Here is a 23,684-nt window from a genome sequence, read left to right on the forward strand (position 1 = left end):
TGGAGGGTAAATGATGAAACCAGTAGTGGTAAAAGAAAAACAAGCAAATCAATCGATTCCATCGTCAATACATGCTGTAGAAAGTGAAGTTAGACAAGCGAAAACAATGGATCGTGATATTGTTACACATGCGATGAAACAATCAGTTGCAAAACTGAATCCAAAAGTAATGGTGAAAAATCCAATTATGTTCGTAGTAGAAATTGGATTTATTATCACTTTTATTTTATCGTTTCTTCCTAATATATCTAGTAGTATACCAGGTTGGTTTAATATAACAGTTTCTCTCATTCTATTATTTACAGTGTTATTTGCGAATTTTGCAGAAGCATTAGCTGAAGGGCGTGGGAAAGCGCAAGCAGATTCTTTGAAACAATCGAAGAAAGATGTATTTGCAAATGTCATAAAAGAGAATGGGAAAATCGTTCAAGTTTCAGCGACTGAGCTGAGAAAAGGTGACATTGTAATTGTAAAGCAAGGGGAAATGATTCCAAGTGATGGTGAAGTCATTAAAGGTTTGGCATCGGTGGATGAATCAGCAATTACAGGTGAATCTGCTCCTGTTATTAAAGAAGCAGGTGGTGATTTTTGTTCGGTAACAGGCGGTACAATGGTTGTTAGTGATGAGATTACAATTTCGATTACAAGCAATCCAGGTGAGTCATTTATAGATAAAATGATCTCTTTAGTAGAAGGGGCTGCCCGTCAAAAAACACCAAATGAGATTGCTCTGAATACAGTACTGACAAGTTTAACTCTTATTTTCTTAATTGTAGTTGTAACACTACCGATTTTTACAAATTATTTAGGGTTTAAGATTGATACAGCCGTACTTGTTGCACTTCTTGTTTGTTTAATTCCAACAACAATTGGAGGATTATTATCCGCGATTGGGATTGCAGGAATGGACCGTGTTACGAAATTTAATGTATTAGCAATGTCAGGTAAAGCTGTAGAGGCTGCGGGTGATATTAATACAATTATTTTAGATAAAACGGGTACTATTACTTTTGGAAACCGGATGGCACATACATTACTTCCTGTAGGAAACGAAACAATTGAACAATTAGCAAAATGGGCTGCATTAGGATCAGTTTTAGATGAAACACCAGAAGGTCGTTCTGTAATTGAATATGTAAAATCAAAAGCTTTATCATATAACAGTGAGCTTGCTGAGCAAGGAGAGTTTGTTCCGTTTAAAGCAGAAACAAGAATGAGTGGTGTAGACTTACTTGATGGTACAAAGGTAAGAAAAGGTGCAGTTGGTGCTGTTATTGAGTGGGTACAAGCGCAAGGTGGTACGATTCCAAAAGATGTGAATCAAAAGGCAGATTTAATTTCAAAAGAAGGTGGGACACCACTTGTAGTTGCAGTGGATGATCGTATTTATGGCTTAATCTATTTAAAGGATACTGTAAAACCTGGTATGCGTGAACGTTTTGAACAACTTCGCCAAATGGGAATCAAAACGGTCATGTGTACAGGGGATAACCCATTAACAGCAGCAACAATTGCGAAAGAAGCAGGTGTAGATGAATTTGTTGCAGAATGTAAGCCAGAAGATAAAATTGCAGTTATTAAAGCAGAACAAGATAAAGGAAAACTTGTGGCAATGACTGGTGATGGTACGAATGACGCACCAGCATTAGCACAAGCGGATGTTGGGTTAGCGATGAATAGTGGAACAACAGCTGCGAAAGAAGCGGCTAATATGATTGATCTAGATTCCAATCCAACAAAAATTATTGAGGTTGTAGGTATTGGTAAACAGCTGTTAATGACGCGTGGTGCGTTAACAACGTTCAGTATCGCGAATGATATAGCAAAATACTTTGCGATTATTCCAGCGATGTTTACATTAGCAATTCCGCAAATGGAAGCACTGAACATAATGAAATTAACTTCGCCACTTTCAGCTATTTTATCAGCATTAATATTTAATGCGATTATCATTCCATTACTCATTCCATTAGCAATGAAGGGGATTGCGTATAAACCGATGAGTTCCAATGCATTGCTTGGTCGAAACCTATTAATTTACGGACTTGGAGGAGTCATTGTTCCTTTCATTGGGATTAAGGTAATTGATTTAATTGTAGGATTGTTCATATAAGGAAGAGGGGAAAAGAAAATGGCTAAAAAACAAAATATACTTTCACCAGTCATTCGTGTTACCTTTACATTTCTTGTTCTTTGTGGGCTTTTATACCCGCTGCTTGTAACTGGAATTGCGCAAGCAGTGATGAAGGATAATGCGGATGGAAGTCTTATATATAATGAAAAAAATGAAGTAATTGGCTCAAAGTTAATCGGCCAAAACTTTAAAGACCCACGTTATTTTCATGGACGCGTCTCTAGTATAGAATATAAAGCAGAAGCGTCAGGATCAAATAACTATGCACCATCTAATCCTGATTTAGTAAAACGTGTAGAAGAAAGTGTAGCGGATTGGAAGGATAAAAATCCGACTGTTTCAGTTACGGAAGTACCGATGGATTTAGTGACGAATTCAGCTTCTGGATTAGATCCTGATATTAGTCCAAAGGCAGCTTACGTACAAGTTGATCGTATTTCAAAATTAACGAATATTCCGAAAGGAAAACTAAATCAAATGATTAAGTCTCAAACAGAAGGTGCTACATTAGGATTATTTGGAGAGGATCGTGTGAACGTTTTGAAATTAAATTTAGAATTACAAAAAATAATGAAATAGTACTGTTGCTACCTCAATCCAATCGATTGAGGTAGCGTTGTTTACTGGGAAGGAGTGCGTGTAATGTATGCAGATGACTATAAACCGACGTTTCAAAGACGAACGCCGGAAGAATATTTAGAATATATACGCCAGCAAAATCGTGGGAAATTAAAGCTGTATGTAGGTGCTGCTCCAGGAGTAGGGAAAAGTTATAAAATGTTGTTTGATGCGCAAGAAATGAAAAAAGAGAATATTGATATTGTAATAGGTTTAATTGAAACGCATGGAAGAAAAGAAACAGAAGAAGCAATTGCTGATTTAGAAAGAATACCGTTAAAAGAAATAAACTATAAAGGAAAAGTATTTTATGAGCTCGATGTAGAGGGGATTATAAAGCGAGCACCGCAAGTAGTTGTTGTGGATGAATTGGCACATAGTAATATACCTGGATTAAAACATAAAAAACGTTATATGGATGTAGAAGAATTATTGGACGCTGGGATATCAGTATTATCAGCGTTTAATATTCAACACTTAGAAAGCGTTCATGATATTGTGGAACAAATCACGAATGTAAAAGTACGAGAGCGTATTCCTGATTTTATTTTACAAAAAGCAAATGAAATTCAACTTGTTGATGTAACCCCTGAAGTTTTGAGGAAACGATTGACAGATGGAAAGATATATAAAGAAGAAAAAATTCAGCAAAGCTTACAAAATTTTTTTACGGTTAATAATTTAGGAGCTTTACGAGAGTTATCACTTCGTGAAGTTGCTGACGATATGGACGAGAAGATTAGTCAGTCAGTGACAGAACCAATAGGTGTAAAAGAAAAAATTCTCGTTTGTGTGCAATATAGTTCAACAGCAGAGAAATTAATACGGCGTGGTTGGCGTATGGCAGATCGATTAAACGCTGAATTGTATGTATTAAATGTTGAAAGAGAAAATATAGAATCATTATCGGCAAGCAAAAGGCAAACAATTGAGGAGTGGCAAGCGTTAACGAATCAATTTCATGCTACTTTCGTATTGGAAGAAGCGAAAGGAAGAAAGCCAGCTGATGTCATTATTGAAGTGGCAAAACGATTACAGGTCACCCAAATTTTACTTGGTCAATCAGCAAGAACAAGATGGGAAGAAATTCGAAAAGGATCAATTGTAAATGAAATTATGAGGCAGACGAAGCATATTGATATTCATATTGTGGCGGATCAGAGAGTATAAAAAAGAGAATGTCCAAATGCAGTAAAATAGCTGTTTTCGGACATTCTCTTTTTTGTTTGTAATATACATAAATGTTTATTTAGCTTTTTGAATTCTAGCTTTTCTTACAGGATGAGAAGTTAGCTTTTTCATAGAATATAAGACCACAATCAGAAAAACAATTGCCTCTACAAAGAAAATCCAAAAGTAATTTTGATTAAAGAGTAGAAAACTGCCTACGATTGGTCCTGTACCCATTCCGATATAACGGATAAAGTTGTAGATACCAATGGCAGTTGCTCGTTCGCTTACAAATTCTTCAGTTAGTAGAGTTGTATGGGTTGGAATTGATAGTCCCATGCTAAAACCGTATAGGGATGTTGCAATGATAAGGATTGAGATATTTATATGATATGTGAAAGAAAATAGAATAACGCATGTGATATTGAGAAAACTGGTGAGAAGTAAAGCTTGTTTTGTTGTAAGTAATGTTTGTAAAAACTTGTAGCAATAACTTCCTAGCATAATACATAGAGACATTGGTACAAACATAAGCCCAATTTTACTTGTGTTGAAATGAACTAAATTGGCTAGTATTGTTGGTAAAAAAACAAGAAAACAAAAATAAATGCAGAACTGCATAAATCCAATGATCGCAATAGCAGAACCAGTTCTGTGTTTTAAGATACTCCAATAATTATTAGTTGTTGTAGCTTTTTTAGGAATAACCGGTTTTGTTTCTGGTAGCCATGCAATATTTACAATTAATAGAGCTATGCCAATCGTAGATAAGAATAGAAAAATAGATACGTGACCATTTATATTTCCAAGATAGCCGCCTATGAGAGGGCCTACAGCAGGAGCAATGGAAAGTAGCATTTGATAAAGACTCATGGCTTTCCCTCGTTCTTTTCCTTCGAATAAGTCCCCAATAATAGTAGCCGCTACAACAGGTATCGCAGCTATCCCTGATGCTTGAATTGCTCTGAAAATAAGAAATAAATAAATGTTTGTTGTAAAAGCACAACCAATTGCACCGATTGTACCTATGAATAGGCTGGGAAGAAGAATATATTTGCGTCCTTTTGTATCAATTAATGGTCCATAAACAAGCTGCATAATTGCAAGAACAAAAGTAAAAATAGAGACAGTTAAATTCACAAGATAAAGAGAGGTGTGAAAAGAATCTTGAATCATTGGTAAGAGGGGCGTGTAAATGTTTTGAGCAAAGGAACCTAATAGAGCGCTAATACAAACGATATACAAAATAGATTTTAATTTTGATGAAGATAATGAGTGATTCATCAGAAAACCTCCTTATTTTAGTTTCCTTGGAAACTAAAATAATTTTAACATTATTTTCTTACTTGTAAAGATAAAAATGAATTTAATTTTTATTTTGAAATGGTATATAATTAAATTGTTTCTGTGGAAACTTATGAAGTATCATGGAGGGGATTCGACTTGGACCGTACTGTAAGGCAAATAGAAATACTTTCGGATATTCGTACACTTTTTCATAAACAAGAAGAGCATATGAAAGGAAATGATGAGCGTTTTCTTCGTGAGACAGGGGTAAGTGGTATGTCTTTATCAGAATTACATGTGATCCAATGTATAGGAAAAAAAGGATTAATGAATGTAACAGCTATTACTGAAGAGATGGGAATGACAAAGGGAGCAATTTCTAAAATTTGTACAAAATTGTTTAATAAACAATTTGTTGAAAAGATGAAAATGTTAGATAATCAAAAGGAAATATTTTTTCGTTTAACAGACAACGGAAATGGAATTTATATGGCGCATGAGAAATTGCATCAACAAGCTGAAGAGAAGTGGTTGTTACTTTTAAATCAGTATACAGAAGAGGAATTATCATTGATTCAAAGGTTTGTAAAGGATGTAGGAGCTCATTTAGAGAAGTAGAAGAATAATTTTTCGTTCGCACCAAGCCTTCTGAATATGGTTTTCGTGAAGACTCTTATATAATAGAAAGAGATATTTAACAAGATGAATAATTAAAGAGTCTATGTATATAAAGAGGAGAGAAAACAATGCTTGAAAATACGGGTTTAGTATTAGAAGGCGGCGGTATGCGCGGTGTATATACGGGGGGAATACTAGAATACTTTATGGAACAGGATTTATATTTTCCATATGTTATTGGTGTTTCAGCGGGAGCGTGCCATGCGGCGTCATATATTTCAAGACAAAGAAATCGAAATAAAACAGTAAATATTGAGTATGCAACACATCCGAGGTATTTATCTTACAAAAATTTATGGAAAAAACGTCAGTTATTTGATATGGACTTTATTTTTCGTGAGATTCCAGAACAGCACGTGCCATTTGATTTTGACACATATTTTAATAGTGCAGAGCGTTTTCTAGTAGGAACGACAGATTGTGAAACTGGTGAACCAATGTATTTTGAAAAAGAAGGAACAAATGAAGATGTATTGACTTTATTACAAGCTTCTAGCTCATTGCCATTTATCGCACCAGTTGTAAATTACCGTGGTAAACAATTATTGGATGGTGGAATTTCGGATCCAATCCCAGTTCGTAAAGCACAGCAAGATGGTTATGAGAAATCGGTTGTTATTTTAACGAGAAACCATGGATATGCGAAGAAAAAATCAAAATTTGGATGGATTGCAGCAAAAGCTTATAAAAAATATCCTAATCTTGTCAATACGATGCTTTCTCGTTATGAAGTATACAATGAGACACTTCATTATATTGAAAAAGAAGAGTTAGCTGGAAATCTATTTGTCATTCGTCCAGAAGTACCACTTCAAGTGGATCGAATGGAAAAAGATCCACAAAAGCTGCAAAATTTATATGAACAAGGCTATAAAGATGCAGCAAGACAATTTGCGGATTTACAGGCATTTTTACAAAGGTAATGGATGGAAAAACCTCTTTAAGGGGTTTTTGTTCTTGTAATAGACTGAATATAAAATCTATTTAGAGCTAATTGTGGTGTAATTTGGGTAAAAGTGTATAGAGGAATGATACATATGGAAAATGTATATAAGGGACTTAGACGTATGGGATATACGGCAATGTTTATTTCTTCATTTTTGATTCAAAAGTATAGTAAAGAATTGTAAATGAATAAGGAATATTAGAAAAAGCCTTTGTTCACAGAATTTGTGAGCCAAGGCTTTTTTATTAGTGCGGTAAGAAAACTAATTGATAAGCAAACAAAATACCAAATACATATACAAGTGGATGAACAGCACGGAATTGTCCTTTTGCCATTTTCATAAGTGGATATGAAATGAATCCAAGTGCAATACCTGTTGCGATGCTTGATGTAAGTGGCATGCTTAAGATTACTAAGAATGCTGGAAATGCTTCGTCGAATGTATCCCAATCAATATGACGTACAGCGCCCATCATTAAGCTACCAACAATAATTAATGATGGAGATGTAATTGCTGAAACACCAGAAACAGCACCTACTAGAGGACCAAAGAATGCAGCAACGGCAAACAATGCAGCTACTGTAATTGTTGTTAAACCAGTACGTCCACCAGCTGCAACACCCGCAGATGATTCAATATATGCTGTTGATGGTGTTGTTCCGAACATAGCCCCGATTGTTGCTGAGAAAGAATCAGATAGAAGAGCTCGTCCCGATTTTGGGAGTTTACCATCTTTCATAAGTCCACCTTGCTGAGCAACACCAAGTAATGTACCGGTTGTATCGAATAATGTAACAAGGAAGAGGGAGAATACAACGCCGTATAAACCGTAGTTAATTACATCAGAAACAGCAGTAATTGGATTTGAAACAATAATTCCTTCTGGTAATCCAGGCATAGATGTAATGCCGTTTGGGAATGTTAACTGACCTGTGAAATAAGCGATAATTCCTGTTAAGAGCATTCCGAAGAATAATGCTCCGTTTACATTTAAGGACATAAGAATAAGTGTGATCCCAAGTCCAGCTAACGCTAGTAGTACTGGAGGCGAATGAAGATCTCCAAGTCCAACTAAGTTAGATGGATGTTTTGTTACGATGCCCGTCATACGTAAACCGATAAAAGCAATAAATAAACCAATACCAGCAGTAATTGCGTGTTTTAAGTTTTCAGGAATTGCTTCCATTAATTTTGTACGGAAAGATGTAAATGATAACAAAATTAAAATCATACCTGCTACAAATACAGCAGAGAATGCAATTGCGAATGTCATTCCTTCATGCGCTTTTACAACAGAGTAAGAGAAATAAGCGTTAAGTCCCATACCCGGCGCGATTGCAATTGGTAAATTTGTAAAGATTGCCATAAATAATGTTCCAACAACAGCGGCAATAATTGTCGCTGTAAATGCTTGTTCAAATGGAACACCTGCATCCCCAAGGATGACAGGGTTTACGACAATGATATATGCCATTGTTAAGAAGGTAATTATACCTGCCATAATTTCAGTTTTAATAGAAGTTTTATGTTTTGAAAGGTTAAACATATAAACATCCTTTCTGTTTACGAATAATTGTCACAACAGTTATATATAATATTCGTTTTTTAGTTCTATTGCAAGAGTTTCGTACAAAAAATTTTATAACAATTTCTATTTTATGTCTTAATTTCGAATATTAATCACAGAACAGCTCCTATGTTTCGGCTTTTCATGTATAAGTACTTTTTATAAATGTGTACATCATAAGAAAGAGAAATGAGAAGGAGCTGAAATGTGTATGCCTGAGCAAAAAAAGTTTTTAACATTACCACCACAACATCAAAATAAACAACCGGGGATTGAAGCGATGATGAATCCTCTCCCAGAGTACGAAGATCCTAATTATCGCGGTAGTGAAAAACTAAAAGGGAAAAACGTGCTTATTACAGGAGGGGATAGTGGAATTGGAAGGGCGGTATCTATTGCGTTTGCAAAAGAGGGAGCGCATATTGCTATTGCTTATTTAGATGAACTTGAAGATGCAAATGAGACAAAAAGACTTGTTGAAAAACAAGGAGTGAAGTGTATATTACTTCCTGGTGACTTAAGTAGTGAACAACATTGCCAGCATATTGTAAAGGAAGCGGCTTCGAAGCTAGGGGGGCTGAATATTGTTGTGAATAATGTCGCACAGCAATATCCACAGCAAAGTTTAGAATACATTACAGCGCAGCAACTTGAAAAAACATTTCGCATTAACATTTTTTCTTATTTTCATGTTACAAAAGCTGCGCTTTCACATTTAAAGCAGGGAGATACAATCATAAATACAGCTTCGATCGTTGCGTATGAAGGAAACGAGCAACTCATTGATTATTCTGCAACAAAAGGAGCGATTGTTGCTTTTACACGTTCACTTGCAAAATCACTAGTTCAAAAAGGAATTCGTGTAAATGGTGTTGCGCCAGGCCCAATTTGGACACCGCTTATTCCAGCGAGTTTTGATAAGAAGAAGGTATCGGAATTTGGAAGTAATGTACCGATGAAAAGACCAGGGCAGCCGTATGAATTAGCACCTGCTTATGTATATTTAGCTTCAGGCGATTCCACATATGTTTCCGGACAAATCATTCACGTAAATGGTGGTGTAATTGTGAATGGATAAGTTAAATCTGAAGAAGCTTTGTACTTTCATTCATAAGAATAGAATTCATAGTAAAAGCTAATTGTACCCTCATATATTATGGTCAATTTTAAAGGGGGATGCTTGGGGGGATATGAATGAAAAAAGTATGTTTAGTTGTAATACTCTTTTTCTGTCTACCAATTAGCACTTTTGCGGATACAGATCATCTGATATTAATTAATCTTACAACGAATCAATTATCTTTTTTTGAAAATGGCAACTATGTAAGAACGTTTCCTGTTACAACTGGAAAGCGTCAAACGCCAACTCCTGAAGGCAAATTTTGTATCATTAATAAATATAAAAATAAAGAATATCACCGTAAAAATATTCCGGGTGGTGCACCGAATAATCCACTTGGAACAAGATGGCTTGGTTTAAATGAAAAAGAATATGCAATTCATGGTACAAATCGAGAAGGGACAATTGGAAGAAGAGAATCAAACGGTTGCATTCGTATGCATGATCGAGATATACAATGGCTGTATGACCGAGTATCGTTACGGACAAAAGTAATTATTTCTCAGTTTTATACATCTCCAGAATATGCAGCGCATAAGCTTGGATATCGTGTTACAAGTTGGAATGGACGTATAATAGAAGAAGAACAAATTGGAATGTTAACACTTGTGGATCGTATGAATATATATTGGCAAGAACCAAATGGCCAATTTACGAAAGTAAAAACAGTATTGCCGAATGAACGATATGCTGTTTATTCTCGAGGGAAAAATGGAAGTTATTATATAGGTAATAATTTGTATATTATGGATGAAACAGGCGGGAAAATTCGTTATGAGCAAGTGCCTTATTCCATTTTAAGTAATATATATAAGAGGAAATATAATGTACAGTAAAGCTATCGTAAATAGGCGATAGCTTATTTGTTATATAAATAAAAAGCGAAAGACCTTTCTTTTTGGATGAGAGAGAGGATCCGTTCGTGGATAGAAGCGGTCAGAGCCTTTTTTGGCCCCATGCCATGTTAAAACAAAGAGAGGAAATGAGTGGAGGTCTCTGTTTGTTTTCATAGCCGCGATTTATATAGCAAAGTGTAATTAGTTGGTCCAATCGCAACTATTCTGTTCTTGTGAATATAATACAGTACAGATTGGGGGCGGGCGTGTTATGAGAAAAGGGAATAGCCAATTTGCATTTAAAATCTTTTTGTTAACGAATTGCTTATTTATTATTTATTTGTATGTTTCATTTATGTTTAATCTGTATATTCCCTATATTGATTTATTACTTTTCGTTGGTTTTATTTGGTCCTTTGTTGAAGCGAGAGAAGGGGAAGATGGAATCTATCGCAGGATAACATTGTTTGGAACAGTTTTTATATTAATTGTGTATATAACGATAATGCATGATGCATGGAAATATGGGGTTGTTATAATGTAGAAGCATACCTTTAGCTGTATGCTTCTACATCTTTAAGCGTTAGGAAAGAAACGATTGCCCGCGATTTGTACAAGTTAAGGCAACAACTTTCTTTTCAAAATGTTTACCATCTGTTAATGATGAATGAATATCATGGCATACAAAGTCGATTAGTAATTCCCCGATATAAAAAAAGAAAGAAAAATCCCCATCTCAAAAGGAGATGGGGATTTACGTCTTAATATTTCGGTCTAAACGTTTGACAACAAGTCTCAACACTTGCTGACGCAGAGCTTTCAAGTGTTTCACCTGTTAAGGCCGAATTTGTATAAGATTCATTTGATTGATTCGTGTTTTGATCATCAGGCTGGACAAAGATTGAATTCGCCTGACAAAAATTCCCTTGTCCCCAAAATGAACAATTGGACACAGAACAGCGTACCTCTGGCATAAAACCCCCTCCTTATACATTAGTGTGGGATTTTACACAGCTTTCATGTATAGAAGGAGTTTCCTTTTCTTATTACTTCTTGTTTTCTTTAAACCATTTTTCAAAATTATCTTTTGGCTGTTCGCCACTAATGCGGCTTACTTCTTTTCCGTCTTTGAAATGAATAATTGTTGGTGTTCCTTCAATTTTATAATCATCCCAAGTTGGGTTATCGTTTAAAATATCAATGACTTTCATATCAATGTTCATGTCTTTAGCCATTGGTACAACAATAGGTGAGACTTTTTCACAGTAGTGACAATCTGTTTGATAGAAGTAAATGGTTTGTTCTTTCTTTTCCTCGTTATTTTTACGAATATCAGAAGAAGAGATTTTATTTGTATAGTAATTTTTTTCTTGTTTCGCTGTATTTTTGTTTTCCATCTGTGCTACAGCAAACATAGCTGCAAATAAGACGATAATAATACCACCAAAGATAAGCATTTTTTTCATTATGTCATCTCCTTATTTATTTTTAATTACAATCAAACTACAAATGGCAATCGTTACAAATCCGATAAGTGCCAAAAATGGGATTGTGACAAATCCGAACCAGTTTATATATTCCCCCGTACAAGGCACACGTCCACAAGCTGCTCCTGCTGCTGAGAATGCAGAAACTTTTTGAATGGCATAATGATATAACGAAATACAGGCACCAATACTTGCAATTGGTAAAGAATATGTAGCAATGCGGTAGTCTTTTTTTACAACTGCAATACCAAGCCATAAAACAAATGGGTACATAAAAATGCGTTGATACCAACAAAGTACACAAGGCTCAAATTTCATGATCTCCGAAAAATATAAGCTTCCAAGTGTAGCAATAAAAGAAGCTCCCCAAGCAGTAAACAATGCATATTCTTGTTTTTTCTCACGTTTCATGTTTTTTACCTCTCTTATAATAGTTACATACTAAATTATAGTATGAAAAGGACAAGAAAATAAAGAGAAAATATTTTTATCAAGGAAAGTTTTATAAGGGGAAAACTTGGAAATAAAAAAACAAGGTCCATGAACCTTGTTTTTAGGGGGTGTTTACGGCTTTTGTAGCATTGAAAAATTTTTGAATTGCTTCTTTATTTGTTTCTGGATTTATTTTTAATACGGAACCAGCGTGTTTGGTAAGAGCAGATTCATATTCGTTATCAATTGGAATTCGCATCGTTTCTATATTATCAATGGGTTGAAACAAAATATTATTCCCAAGTGAAAAGAGCGTTGGTATATCTAGATTTGTTTTTATATATGGAGAGAGTTCATGTGCCATTATTGGTAAATTTAGTACCCCATCTATAGAGTGAACTTTATCAGTAAGGGTTTGTTTCAATGCCCGGAGTACTTCTTGTTGTCGTTTCACACGGCCAAAGTCACTTTCAGTATCATGGCGAAAACGCGCGTATTTTAGTAAATCTTTCCCGTGAAGAGGTTGTATTTCTGGCTTTACATGTAGTCCCATATCATCGATTATTGTTTGTGTAACATTCACTTCAATTCCTTCAGGTGCAATGGTATCCACAATTTTAACAAATGCTTCAAAATCAATCGTAACGTAATGAGAAACATCGATTCCAAAATTATGTTGAATCGTCTTTCGTAATAATTCAGGGCCGCCATAGTAATAGGCAGCGTTGATTTTATTATATTTTTTATCATAAGAAGGAATTTCTACATAACTATCCCGCATAATTGAAGCGAGCTTTGCTGTATTTTCTTTTTTATTGTACTGGGCAATCATAATTGTATCAGCACGGGCTTGTTGTTCACCTCGTGAATCGCTACCGATAATTAAGATATTCCATATGTTTTTCTCTTGTTTTACCCCTTGAAATAAATGAGGATTATTCGCTTTTTCACAACCAATTAGCAGTATCATCATGCTGAGAAACACGTACAAGGATTTATACAAATAATCACGTCCGTCCACTATTGATATGTGTATTATGAACGGGAATGTGGAAAAATATTCAAAAAGCGCTATTCTCAAAGGGAGAATAGCGCTTCATTTACATTTGTACTTGGTCTATTTCTTCTATATGCGACTTTTGTGAAGCATGGTCGATATATTGGAATAGAAGTTGAAGTTGTTTATCTACTTCTGGTAGTTCTTTTCCATATTTGTAAGCATGTAAAAAATGCTCGATTCGTTTAGAAAATAATTGATCATCAGTTTGCACCATTAAAACAAGCAACTTGTCCCAATTACAACAATACGTGTAATAGAGAGCTTTATCGTAGTCGTTATATGTCTGCATTGTGTACCCTCCTTACTGAGGAGTTACATATAGTGTACGTCAATCGAGAAGAAAAACACTTGAAAGAATTTGCTAAGGGAAATGTTACGTAAAAAATAAAAAACGAGGAAATTCCTCGTTTTTACGCTTTTGGCATTGGGGTAGGCGTTGGTTTTGCGTAGCCTTCTTTATATTTATTATCAATGTATTTTCGAATTTCAAGAGTCGATTTTCCTTTTTGATGCATAGATGCAGATTCTACCGCAATTTCTAAACAGTTTACACAGGTCGTTGCGTGAGAATCCCAAACAACTTCTCCATTTTTCTTAATTTCACGAATAAAACAGTTTTTATTATTTTTATGTCCCACACTTTCTCCGCATCCACAATAACAAGGTATCCAATTTAATAATTCGGCATTTTTTCCTGCAACTGTATAGATTTCTTTCATTTGTGGGTCTAGTTTGTCCAGAAACGTTGGTAGCGTGTCGATCCCTTTTGTTGTTTCTTGTATATCACCTTGCTGAGAATGGGAAGCGTGTTCTTCTTTCGGTTCAGACGTTTGTTTCTTGTCCGCTGCGCCGCATCCAGAAAGCATAAGACTGCTTATTACAAGTAGAGAGAATAGATATTTTTTCATCTGCATATCCCCTTTGCCTTTGTATTAGTAAAATTGTACCAAAATCGCTAGTACTTTCCTATGGTGAAGTTTTATTTTGTTTATTTTTCAATCGCCAGCGAATGGAATGCCATAGAAAAAGGAGAGGGATATAAACATATACGATATACAGACCAGCCCGAGATAGGAGCGTGTTCAATGTATTAATATGTTCTCTGTTTATAATAAATAAAGACGCGATATACACAAGGAAAATGAAAAAAGGCAATGTAAACTTAAACGGAATATGGAACGATCGTTTTATGGATTGGCAAGAAGACCAAATCGTTACACAAAGATTAGGTAAAATGATGAGAAACCAAACAAAAATAATGATGTACTCAAATCGTTGAATGAAAGGAATTTTAATAATTTTAAGCATTGTTAAGGTTGCCCAAATTGTACGCTGCAAAAGTCCTTCACTAAAGTACATGAAAGAAATGAGTGCTAAGATAACGTAAATAATGGTTGTTAAAGCAATTCCACCGTGTGCCCATCTTTTTAGAGATTTTCCTTTTTCAATGAGTGGGTATACAAATAGTAATGCTTCAAATCCGAGAAATTCTAATATAGAATCTTTTGCTGATTGAAAAATTTGTAAAGGTGAATGCGTCAAAATAGGTAAAATATTACGGAAATGAGCATATTTCATTGGGAAAATTAAAAAAAAGATTACAAAAAAAGGAATGACGATCCCCCAAAAGCAAATACCGGTTACAGAGCGAAATCCACCTTTTATAACATAAAAAACAATGAATAAAAAGAGTACATTCAATTTCCACGATTTAAGTGTAGGAAATACCCAAACTTGAATGACTTCAATATATGTTTGAAGAATGGTAAGGCAAAATAAAAGAAAATAAGCAGTAAAGCATAGAGAAAAGAAAGATCCGATCCACTTTCCAAAGCATGTTGTATGTATATTGATTAAGTCGTTATCTTTCTCTAGCATCGCTAACATACAAAATAAAACAATGTGAGTTGCAAATCCCATAAGGATAAGAGAAATCCAAGCATCATATCCAGCGCTTTTAATCAGGATACGTTGAAATCCTAAAATTCCTACTCCGATTTGAAGAGAGTGAACCAAAAAGAAAGCGAAGTAAGGAGATACTGTTAGTTCTTTGCTGCGGGTATTCATATCGTCACCTCATCATTCTCCGATACCAGATTGCACAACATTAACCTTTACATCAATATTTACATCTACAGATGGATACATTTTATGTATTTGTTGTATGTTCCATTTTCTTGTGCGGCTTCTAATTTGATCCTGTATTCCTAACGGATCTATTTGTTTTTGTTGAAATTGCTGAATCAAAGCTTTAGACTGTTTTTCCATCGTTTGCTCGATTTGTTTTTTGATATAAGCTATATTTTGAGGCTCCGTTAAATTAAGCCAATTCGGAGAGTTTTTTATCAAGCCATTTAGTTTTAAATGAATGTTTACTTTCGGAATCTCACCATTTCCATCAAGATAATAGGTGCTTTTTCCAGATAAGTTTTGTGTGACTACAAGCCCTTTATGGCCATCTTTTTGGATGGACGTTTCATAACGACCATTTTTAGTAGGATGAGTCAGTAATTTTACTAAAAATGAATCTTTTTGATCGGCAAACATAACTACTTTGTCTTTTTTGAGAAATGCAAGTCCTTTTACTGTAGCCGCTTTATTATTACTCATTTGAATGTAAGGAATGAATGGATCGGATCCATATGAATAGTAATCATATAAAAAAATATTTAAAGTAGCACGAGGAATATTTTCATTCATCATATTTTGATCCAACAAGTCAGAGAGATATAATGAACCATTTGACGCAACATGTTTTAACAGCTGTTCTGCTGAGCCGTCGACAAATGCAAATTGTACATCCCTTCCAATATTGGGATCTCTTTGTAAATTATTCACAATATCACCAATTCCATATGTACCAAAAGACTTCCCAAATAACACGGTACGCATTTGTCCTACAACAACATTGTGAGGGGACTTTCCATTCATACGAGATGCGATTGTTTCAATCGAATTTGCCGATGTTGACTGAATTTTTGGTTTCGTCTGTACACCACGGGTATAGTCGGGATACAAAATCGTTCCTTGAACTTCTTTATTTTTGTCTATATCGAATCCCGCAACATGAATAATTCTTTGTGTATCAATAATTTGAGTTTGAGTGCAAGCAGATTGGAAAAATAATCCCCCAATGATCCATACAGTTAAAAATTTTTTCATGTCTTTTCACCATCACGTTTTGTCTTTGCTTTACTCGGGTTATAGCGCCAATTCGATTTTGGGCGTAGAAAAGAAGGACGCTGCGCTGTGTGGCTAAATGGGAAGCGAATAAAACCTTCAGATGCAGCTAAACCACGAAATGGATATAAAGGTACTAAGTAAGGTGATCCAAGTGATTTTAACTGAATTAAGTGCGTAAGTATCATCACAAATCCAACAATAAGACCAAGTCCGCCAAAGGCACCGGCTAAAACAATGAGTGGAAACCGGAGCAAACGAATTGTCGAAGACATCTTCACTGTCGGTGTGGTGAAAGAAGCTAATGCAGATAATGCGACTGCAATTAATAAAATTGTACTCGTTAAAGCAGCTTGAACAGAAGCTTGTCCAATAACAATTCCACCGACAATACCAATGGTTTGACCGACCTTTGTAGGTAAGCGTGCTCCAGCTTCACGAAGTAATTCAATTGTAATTTCTAAAAAGAGTGCTTCTAAAACTGGGGGAAAAGGTACATTGGCTCTAGAAAAAATAATAGGTCCTAACAAATCTGATGGGATCATTTGATAATGAAATGTTAAGACAGCTGTATAAATGGCAGAAGAAAACAGAGAAAATAAAGCACCAAAAAAGCGAATAATCCGGAAGAAGGAGCCGATGATCCATGGTAAATAATAATCTTCTGGAGAAACAAAAAAGTCTAATAATGTTGTTGGTCCGGCTAATGCATACGGTGATCCGTCTGTTAAAATTAATACTTGACCAGTGATAAGAGCGAATACAGCCCGATCAACTCGCTCAGTTGGCAGTAAAACGGGAAAGGGTGAGTTACTATTATCACTCAAAAATTGTTCAATCATTGTCGCATCAAAAGGAACATCAAAATCAATATCTTGAAGACGCTGCGTCGCTGTATTAATGTGTTGTTCATTTGTTAGTCCTTTTATATAGGCAATGGTAACATGTGTCTTGGACATAGAACCGACAATAATCTCTTTAAAAATGAGTTGCTCTGTTATGATACCGCGACGTAATAAGTGAATATTTATATCAATGCTCTCCACAAAACCAACTTTCGGTCCAATTACACTATATTCATTTTCAGTATCATTATATAAACGCTTACCAAGAACGGTACTTTCTGCTTGAATTAAAGCATACTGTGCAGCATATGATGTATTTTGTAACTCTATGAGTACATATCCACCCAATAACTTTTCACGAATATCATCAATGGAAGGAGAGATAATAATGTCTTCAATAAAGACGATGTTTGTCAAGTCTGCAATGTTTTGGATTTGTTCTAATTGCTTTTTAATAGGTGTCAAAATAAATCGTTTAATTATGAGCTCTTCCACGACAGATTTATAATAAAAAAGACAGATTTTTCCATTTTCTGTTATGTTGTAGGATACAAAATCCGTAGATTCTTTCATCGTATGAATAAATTCTGGAATGGTACAGCTCATTTTTTTGTTTTTTGCTTTAGAATTTTTTCGTGGTAAGCTAAACAATAATTTTCACTCCTTCCCTTATATGGAATGCTCTCGTTAGTTTTTTTGGGAAGAACAAATTTTATACAGGAAACATAAAAAAGGAAGGGCAACAAATGCTTCTTCCTTTTTATGTTTAATTTGTCTTTTTTTCTTTCACGGACTGTATTAATTTCATCATTTCAGCTCTTATATCTTCTTTTTTCACATTTAATTTTTCTGCGATTTGTTTAATATGCATGCCATCTTTTTTCATTTTTAATACGTCATTGAATGGTGTATTGCTTTTTTGTGCAATGATGGTTAAAACTGTAAGGTGATGCAAACGAATATTATTATCTTTCATTATTTTCTGCATTTGTTCTGGTGTGGAGTTTTGCATTTCGGCTACTTTTTGCAGTAGTGCTTGCTTCATTTCTTTACTCATATGATGTTTATGCAGTTTCTTTGGATCCACGCCAAAATGCTTTGCTGTTTCTTTCCAAGATTTATTTTGTTTATAGTACGATAAAACATCTTTAATATCTTTTTTGCTAATCTTTGCAATGTGTGCTGCTTTCCAAATTTCATGCTTGTTGTATCCTTGTTTTTCTAACGACTGGATTTGTTCTTCTGAGATTAACTTATGATGCTGCACCGCAACTTCTTTTTGCGAGGCAGCTGCAGCTGGGAAGACAGATACTCCACATAGCAGTGCTACCATAGCCATACTTAATACAATTCTTTTGTACATACAAATTCCTCCTAATTGAATGAAATGGAAAACTTTACACATAGCATGTCCGTAAGTTGTGAAAAACTTGTGAACATTTCAAGTTTTTTTCGCAATGTAACAAAAAAATTTTTTATTAGTTTCACAACATAAAACATTGATTAATGGTAGAAAACTGCGTTATAATCGAAATTGAAAATCAATATCAATAACAAACTTATACATATAGATGAGAATAAGGGAGAGAAACATATGACTACATATACTTCCATTGCAAATATCATTAAAGAAAGACGTTCGATTCGTACATTTACAGATAGAGAAGTAGAAAAAGAATTATTAATTGAATTATTAAATGATGCAACGTGGGCACCAAACCATCAGCATCGTGAGCCATGGAAATGTAAATTATATATTGGTGAAGGACGTAAAACATTAGTAGATGCTGTATTAAATTCTTTTACAGAAGAAGAAAGAACAAAACGAGGTAAAATTTTATCCGATCGTTTTCTAAGTACACCAGCTCAAATCATTGTGTATATGGATGAAGATCCACGTCAAATCCAGCGCGATGAAGACTACGCAGCAGTATGTGCATTTATGCAAAACTTTCAGTTACTCGCTTGGGAACGTGGACTAGGCTGTGTTTGGAAATCAGGCGGATTGAATTATAATCCTTTATTTATAGAAGGAATTGGATTAACAAAAGGACAACGCATTGTTGGAATCCTTCATATTGGTTATTTCGATAAGAAGCCAGAAGGAAAAGAGCGCACGCCGATTATGGAGAAGCTTGAAGTTATTGAAGGGTAATAGATAAAGGTGGAAAGCTGGATGCAAATGATGTGAAATTTGTATCCGGCTTTTTTGTGCTTTTCTAGTACTTTTTTATATTGCAGTAATTGATGAGTATGTAAGTAAACACTTGCTAAACCATCGTAAAAGGTACAAGTATTGTCAAAAATATATGCCAGGGGATTACCCTTATAATATGTGCCAACGCTGTTATGAAGAGCAGTATCTGTCATATGATTATGAAAAAGACTACTGGTTAAAGTGAATGGTAGAGTATCTATTTTTCATCATTTCTCATGAAAGCTTGTTTTCCTTCATACACTTTCTTAAGGGAAAGTGTAAGGAGGGAAAATAATGAGAACTAGTGATGATAAAGCACTACAATATGCAATCGCTGAAATTACTGAAATTGCAACTGGATTTGGGCTGGATTTTTATCCGATGCGCTATGAAGTATGCCCAGCGGAAATTATTTATACATTTGGTGCTTATGGCATGCCGACGCGTTTTTCACATTGGAGTTTTGGGAAACAATTCTTCAAAATGAAGCTACATTACGATTTGGGACTTAGTAAAATATATGAGCTTGTCATCAACTCTGACCCATGTTATGCATTTTTACTCGATACAAATGCATTGATTCAAAATAAATTGATTGTAGCACACGTATTAGCACACTGCGATTTCTTTAAAAATAATATCCGCTTCTCAAATACAAAGCGCGATATGGTTGAAAGTATGGCAGCGACAGCAGAACGAATTAAAGCATATGAACATAAATATGGAAAAGAAGAGGTAGAAACGTTTTTAGATGCTGTTTTGGCCATTCAAGAACATATTGATCCATCGCTTATGCGGCCGAAGCTAGCTTGGAGCATAGATGACTTAGAAGAGGAAGAAGTAGAAAAGAAACGAGTTTCACAGTATGATGATTTGTGGAATTTAGATGATAGAAATAAAAAACGAGAACGGCCAAATATGCGGAAGAAAAAGAAAATCCCGCCGCAGCCAGAGAAAGATTTGCTGCTCTTTATTGAAGAATATAGTAGGGAGCTAGATGAATGGCAACGTGATATTTTAACGATGATGCGAGAAGAAATGTTGTATTTCTGGCCGCAACTAGAAACGAAAATCATGAACGAAGGCTGGGCGTCCTTCTGGCATCAACGTATTCTTCGCGAAATGGACTTAACATCTGATGAGGCAATTGAATTTGCGAAGCTTAACGCGGGTGTAGTTCAACCATCAAAAACAAGCATTAACCCATACTACCTTGGCATTAAAATGTTCGAAGATATTGAAGAACGTTATAATAATCCAACTGAAGAAATGAAACGTCGTGGTGTAAAACCTGGATCAGGCCGTGAAAAAATCTTTGAAGTGCGAGAAATTGAATGGGATGTATCCTTCTTAAGGAATTACTTAAATAAAGAATTGGTTATGAGAGAAGATATGTACTTATTCCAGCGCCAAGGAAAAGAGTATAAGGTAATTGATAAAGAGTGGGAACATGTTCGTGATCAGCTTGTTAATATGAGAACAAATGGCGGATTTCCATATTTAGTGGTGGAAGATGGGGATTATTTGAAAAATGGGGAATTATATATTAAGCATTGTTATGAAGGAATTGAGCTTGATTTAAAATACTTAGAGAAAGTACTGCCGTACATTCATCAGCTATGGGGAAGAACGGTGCATATGGAATCTAATGTTGAGAATAAAGGTGTTGTCTTCTCATATGATGGGAAGATGGTGCATCGGAAATATGTGTAAAGCCGCTGGGAAACCAGTGGCTTTTTTCATACCAAGCTTGTTTCAATTTTGTGAACAAGTATAAAGTTTGAGCTTTATATATTGTCATTCTATTTTTTTGTGTTTATTATATACCTATACGGGTATATGTAATTTGATGTCCTGTATATTTATATGTAGTAAGTAAAAAGAAGAAAAGTTAAATGAAAATAATCGTGGAGGTTATGAAAAGATGAGCAAAAAAATTGTTGTAGTCGGTGGAGTTGCAGGAGGAGCATCAGTAGCAGCACGTCTTCGTCGTTTAAGTGAAGAGGATGAAATTATTATGTTCGAGCGAGGCGAATATATTTCGTTTGCAAACTGTGGGTTACCATATTACATTGGTGGTGTGATTCAAGAGAGACAGAGGTTGTTAGTGCAAACTGTTGAAAAGATGTCAAAGCGATTTCATTTAGATATTCGAGTTTTAAGTGAAGTGATAAAAATTAATAAAGAAGAAAAAACAATTGTTGTGAAAAATGTAATGACAAATGAAACATACGAAGAGTCTTATGATATTTTAATTCTTTCACCAGGATCTAAACCAATTGTACCGCCTATTCCAGGAATTGAAACAGTAAAAACGTTGTTTACATTACGAAATGTACCAGATACAGATCGCATTAAAGCGTATATTGATGAGAAGAAACCACGTCATGCTACTGTTATTGGGGGAGGATTTATTGGTGTTGAAATGGCAGAAAACTTGAGAGAAAAAGGAATTGATGTGACGCTTGTTGAGATGGCAAATCAAGTAATGCCCCCAATTGATTATGAAATGGCAGCATATGTACACGAACATATGAAAAAGCATGGTGTTCAGCTCATTTTAGAAGATGGAGTAGATACTTTTGAAGAAGGCGGAGCAGTCGTACGCTTAAAAAGTGGTTCGAAAATCAATACTGATATGGTAATTCTGTCTATCGGTGTCCAGCCAGAGAGTAGCTTGGCAAAAGAAGCAGGACTAGAACTTGGAGTACGCGGGACAATTAAAGTAAATGAAAAACTACAAACGTCTGATTCATCTATTTATGCCATTGGTGATGCGATTGAAGTAAAAGATTTTGTAACAGAAACAGAGACAATGATTCCATTAGCATGGCCAGCAAATCGGCAAGGTCGTCTATTAGCGGATATCATTCATGGGCATACAGAGTCTGTATACAAAGGGACGATGGGAACATCAATTGCAAAAGTATTTGAATTAACGGTTGCTTCAACAGGAGTAAATGAAAAGGTATTGCAGAGTTTAAATATACCCTATGAGGTAGTGCATGTACAGGCGAATTCTCATGCGGGTTATTATCCAAATGCATATCCAATTTTATTAAAATTGCTTTTTAATAAAGAATCAGGAGAAATCTATGGTGCACAAGCTGTTGGGCGTGACGGTGTAGATAAACGAATTGATGTAATTGCGACGGCAATGAAAGCTAAGCTAAAGGTAATGGATTTACCAGATTTAGAATTAGCATACGCACCGCCGTATTCTTCTGCAAAAGACCCAGTAAACATGGTGGGGTATGTTGCAAGTAATATGATTGAAGGGCTTGTAGATACAGTGCAGTGGCATGAAATTAATCATATTGCCCAAAAAGGTGGATATTTAATTGATGTTCGTGAACCAAATGAATTGAAACAAGGGATGATTAAGGGATCAGTTAATATTCCATTAGATGAATTACGTGAAAGATTGGATGAAATTCCAGTAAATGAAGAAATATATATTACATGCCAGCTAGGTATGAGAGGCTATGTTGCTGCACGTATGTTAATGGAAAAAGGATATAAGGTGAAGAATGTAGATGGTGGTTTTAAATTGTATGCAACTGCTTTACCAAACTGCATTGTATATTAATATATTAGGGGCTGTGGCTAATAATATAAGGTAATATAGTAGGAATTAATTTTAAATATAAAAATATGGCTTTACAAAATACCCTGAAGGGTATATGATGAGGTTGTAAATTCAAATAAGAATTTTACTACAATCTGGTGCAGTAGACATTTTTTTAGATAAAGCATGTCTATTAAAGTATTGAGGTGATAGCACGTTGGAATATAATCAAGATATTAAAAATAGGTTGAAGCGAATTGAAGGACAAATTCGCGGTGTACTTCGAATGATTGAAGAAGAAAAAGATTGTAAAGAGGTTATTACACAATTAACAGCATCTCGCTCTGCTATGGATCGCACAATTGGATTAATTGTAGGAACGAACTTGGAAAACTGTTTGCGAGAACAATTTGAAAAAGGCGATACATCAAATGAAGATTTAATTAAAGAGGCTGTACAACTGCTTGTGAAAAGCAGATAATCTGTCAAACGAATGTGTTGACAGATTTTAAAAAGCATTTTAACATACCCGTACAGGTATATGTATATTGAGTGATG

General features: G+C 35.0%; 24 protein-coding genes. 12 read left to right on the forward strand and 12 right to left on the reverse strand.

All coding sequences use genetic code 11. From position 1 onward, the window contains the following. Window positions 1-13 precede the first annotated feature (13 nt). The 3 genes from kdpB (at window position 14) to kdpDN (ending at window position 3,922) form a co-directional block, all read left to right on the forward strand. Window positions 14-2,113 carry a potassium-transporting ATPase subunit KdpB gene (kdpB, locus tag NSQ40_RS03805; RefSeq protein WP_033797463.1) on the forward strand — a complete coding sequence of 700 codons (2,100 nt, stop codon included), beginning with the start codon at window positions 14-16 and terminating at the stop codon, window positions 2,111-2,113. An 18-nt stretch (window positions 2,114-2,131) separates the two neighbouring features. Then, a complete protein-coding gene (gene kdpC / locus NSQ40_RS03810; RefSeq protein ID WP_098159397.1) occupies window positions 2,132-2,713 on the forward strand; it encodes a K(+)-transporting ATPase subunit C in 582 nt (193 codons plus the stop codon). Window positions 2,714-2,776: 63 nt separating this feature from the next. Then, window positions 2,777-3,922 carry a KdpD-like non-kinase potassium sensor gene (gene kdpDN / locus NSQ40_RS03815; protein ID WP_003195332.1) on the forward strand — a complete coding sequence of 382 codons (1,146 nt, stop codon included), beginning with the start codon at window positions 2,777-2,779 and terminating at the stop codon, window positions 3,920-3,922. 75 nt (window positions 3,923-3,997) lie between these two features. On the opposite strand, the gene NSQ40_RS03820 is transcribed toward kdpDN, so the two are convergent. Then, the gene (locus NSQ40_RS03820) at window positions 3,998-5,206 is read right to left on the reverse strand and encodes an MFS transporter (RefSeq protein WP_003195334.1); all 1,209 of its coding nucleotides are present in this window, start codon (window positions 5,204-5,206) and stop codon (window positions 3,998-4,000) included. 159 nt (window positions 5,207-5,365) lie between these two features. Here NSQ40_RS03820 and NSQ40_RS03825 point away from each other — a divergent pair, with 159 nt between their 5' ends. Continuing rightward, the gene (locus NSQ40_RS03825; protein ID WP_033795902.1) at window positions 5,366-5,827 is read left to right on the forward strand and encodes a MarR family transcriptional regulator; all 462 of its coding nucleotides are present in this window, start codon (window positions 5,366-5,368) and stop codon (window positions 5,825-5,827) included. Window positions 5,828-5,955: 128 nt separating this feature from the next. Further along, on the forward strand, window positions 5,956-6,810 hold the full coding sequence (locus tag NSQ40_RS03830) for a patatin-like phospholipase family protein (protein WP_098159398.1): 855 nt from the start codon (window positions 5,956-5,958) through the stop codon (window positions 6,808-6,810). 268 nt (window positions 6,811-7,078) lie between these two features. Here the strand turns inward: NSQ40_RS03830 and NSQ40_RS03835 are convergent, their stop codons facing one another. Then, window positions 7,079-8,380: an NCS2 family permease gene (locus NSQ40_RS03835; RefSeq protein WP_003195342.1), complete on the reverse strand. Its 1,302-nt coding sequence runs from the start codon at window positions 8,378-8,380 to the stop codon at window positions 7,079-7,081. Between the two features lie 232 nt (window positions 8,381-8,612). Between NSQ40_RS03835 and NSQ40_RS03840 the strand changes: the two genes are divergently transcribed. The 3 genes from NSQ40_RS03840 (at window position 8,613) to NSQ40_RS03850 (ending at window position 10,901) form a co-directional block, all read left to right on the forward strand. Then, window positions 8,613-9,479, forward strand: a complete 867-nt coding sequence (locus NSQ40_RS03840) for an SDR family oxidoreductase (RefSeq protein ID WP_003195344.1) — start codon at window positions 8,613-8,615, stop codon at window positions 9,477-9,479. Between the two features lie 116 nt (window positions 9,480-9,595). Further along, window positions 9,596-10,357: a L,D-transpeptidase gene (locus NSQ40_RS03845; RefSeq protein WP_098159399.1), complete on the forward strand. Its 762-nt coding sequence runs from the start codon at window positions 9,596-9,598 to the stop codon at window positions 10,355-10,357. Between the two features lie 271 nt (window positions 10,358-10,628). After that, complete coding sequence (locus NSQ40_RS03850) at window positions 10,629-10,901, forward strand: hypothetical protein (RefSeq protein ID WP_003195348.1); 273 nt, start codon at window positions 10,629-10,631, stop codon at window positions 10,899-10,901. 217 nt (window positions 10,902-11,118) lie between these two features. Here the strand turns inward: NSQ40_RS03850 and NSQ40_RS03855 are convergent, their stop codons facing one another. The 10 genes from NSQ40_RS03855 to NSQ40_RS03900 form a co-directional block, all read right to left on the reverse strand. Beyond that, window positions 11,119-11,331: a DUF1540 domain-containing protein gene (locus NSQ40_RS03855; protein ID WP_033795903.1), complete on the reverse strand. Its 213-nt coding sequence runs from the start codon at window positions 11,329-11,331 to the stop codon at window positions 11,119-11,121. A gap of 72 nt (window positions 11,332-11,403) precedes the next feature. Further along, window positions 11,404-11,823, reverse strand: coding sequence for a thioredoxin family protein (locus tag NSQ40_RS03860; RefSeq protein WP_003195351.1), 420 nt, complete (start codon window positions 11,821-11,823; stop codon window positions 11,404-11,406). Between the two features lie 12 nt (window positions 11,824-11,835). After that, window positions 11,836-12,255, reverse strand: a complete 420-nt coding sequence (locus tag NSQ40_RS03865) for a disulfide formation protein C (protein WP_003195354.1) — start codon at window positions 12,253-12,255, stop codon at window positions 11,836-11,838. 142 nt (window positions 12,256-12,397) lie between these two features. Beyond that, window positions 12,398-13,279, reverse strand: a complete 882-nt coding sequence (locus NSQ40_RS03870) for an LCP family protein (protein WP_026008665.1) — start codon at window positions 13,277-13,279, stop codon at window positions 12,398-12,400. 97 nt (window positions 13,280-13,376) lie between these two features. Next, window positions 13,377-13,625 carry a YhdB family protein gene (locus NSQ40_RS03875; protein ID WP_018766899.1) on the reverse strand — a complete coding sequence of 83 codons (249 nt, stop codon included), beginning with the start codon at window positions 13,623-13,625 and terminating at the stop codon, window positions 13,377-13,379. A gap of 121 nt (window positions 13,626-13,746) precedes the next feature. Then, window positions 13,747-14,244 carry a PCYCGC motif-containing (lipo)protein gene (locus tag NSQ40_RS03880; RefSeq protein WP_018766898.1) on the reverse strand — a complete coding sequence of 166 codons (498 nt, stop codon included), beginning with the start codon at window positions 14,242-14,244 and terminating at the stop codon, window positions 13,747-13,749. A gap of 58 nt (window positions 14,245-14,302) precedes the next feature. Further along, complete coding sequence (locus NSQ40_RS03885) at window positions 14,303-15,403, reverse strand: GerAB/ArcD/ProY family transporter (RefSeq protein ID WP_003205923.1); 1,101 nt, start codon at window positions 15,401-15,403, stop codon at window positions 14,303-14,305. A 12-nt stretch (window positions 15,404-15,415) separates the two neighbouring features. Further along, the gene (locus tag NSQ40_RS03890; RefSeq protein ID WP_033795904.1) at window positions 15,416-16,498 is read right to left on the reverse strand and encodes a Ger(x)C family spore germination protein; all 1,083 of its coding nucleotides are present in this window, start codon (window positions 16,496-16,498) and stop codon (window positions 15,416-15,418) included. Next, window positions 16,495-18,012, reverse strand: coding sequence for a spore germination protein (locus NSQ40_RS03895; protein ID WP_033795905.1), 1,518 nt, complete (start codon window positions 18,010-18,012; stop codon window positions 16,495-16,497). The genes NSQ40_RS03890 and NSQ40_RS03895 overlap by 4 nt, the downstream gene beginning before the upstream one ends. A 115-nt stretch (window positions 18,013-18,127) precedes the next feature. Next, window positions 18,128-18,724: a hypothetical protein gene (locus tag NSQ40_RS03900; protein WP_033795906.1), complete on the reverse strand. Its 597-nt coding sequence runs from the start codon at window positions 18,722-18,724 to the stop codon at window positions 18,128-18,130. Window positions 18,725-18,955: 231 nt separating this feature from the next. Here NSQ40_RS03900 and NSQ40_RS03905 point away from each other — a divergent pair, with 231 nt between their 5' ends. The 4 genes from NSQ40_RS03905 (at window position 18,956) to NSQ40_RS03920 (ending at window position 23,607) form a co-directional block, all read left to right on the forward strand. After that, the gene (locus NSQ40_RS03905) at window positions 18,956-19,516 is read left to right on the forward strand and encodes a nitroreductase family protein (protein WP_018766894.1); all 561 of its coding nucleotides are present in this window, start codon (window positions 18,956-18,958) and stop codon (window positions 19,514-19,516) included. Between the two features lie 336 nt (window positions 19,517-19,852). Then, window positions 19,853-21,271: a stage V sporulation protein SpoVR gene (gene spoVR / locus NSQ40_RS03910; RefSeq protein WP_003195370.1), complete on the forward strand. Its 1,419-nt coding sequence runs from the start codon at window positions 19,853-19,855 to the stop codon at window positions 21,269-21,271. Window positions 21,272-21,482: 211 nt separating this feature from the next. Further along, a complete protein-coding gene (gene cdr, locus NSQ40_RS03915; RefSeq protein ID WP_003195371.1) occupies window positions 21,483-23,147 on the forward strand; it encodes a CoA-disulfide reductase in 1,665 nt (554 codons plus the stop codon). 196 nt (window positions 23,148-23,343) lie between these two features. Continuing rightward, window positions 23,344-23,607, forward strand: a complete 264-nt coding sequence (locus tag NSQ40_RS03920) for a metal-sensitive transcriptional regulator (protein WP_003195373.1) — start codon at window positions 23,344-23,346, stop codon at window positions 23,605-23,607. The last annotated feature ends 77 nt before the right edge of the window (window positions 23,608-23,684 follow it).

The organism is Bacillus sp. FSL K6-6038 (genome assembly GCF_038050455.1).
Classification (GTDB): Bacteria; Bacillota; Bacilli; order Bacillales; family Bacillaceae_G; genus Bacillus_A; species Bacillus_A pseudomycoides.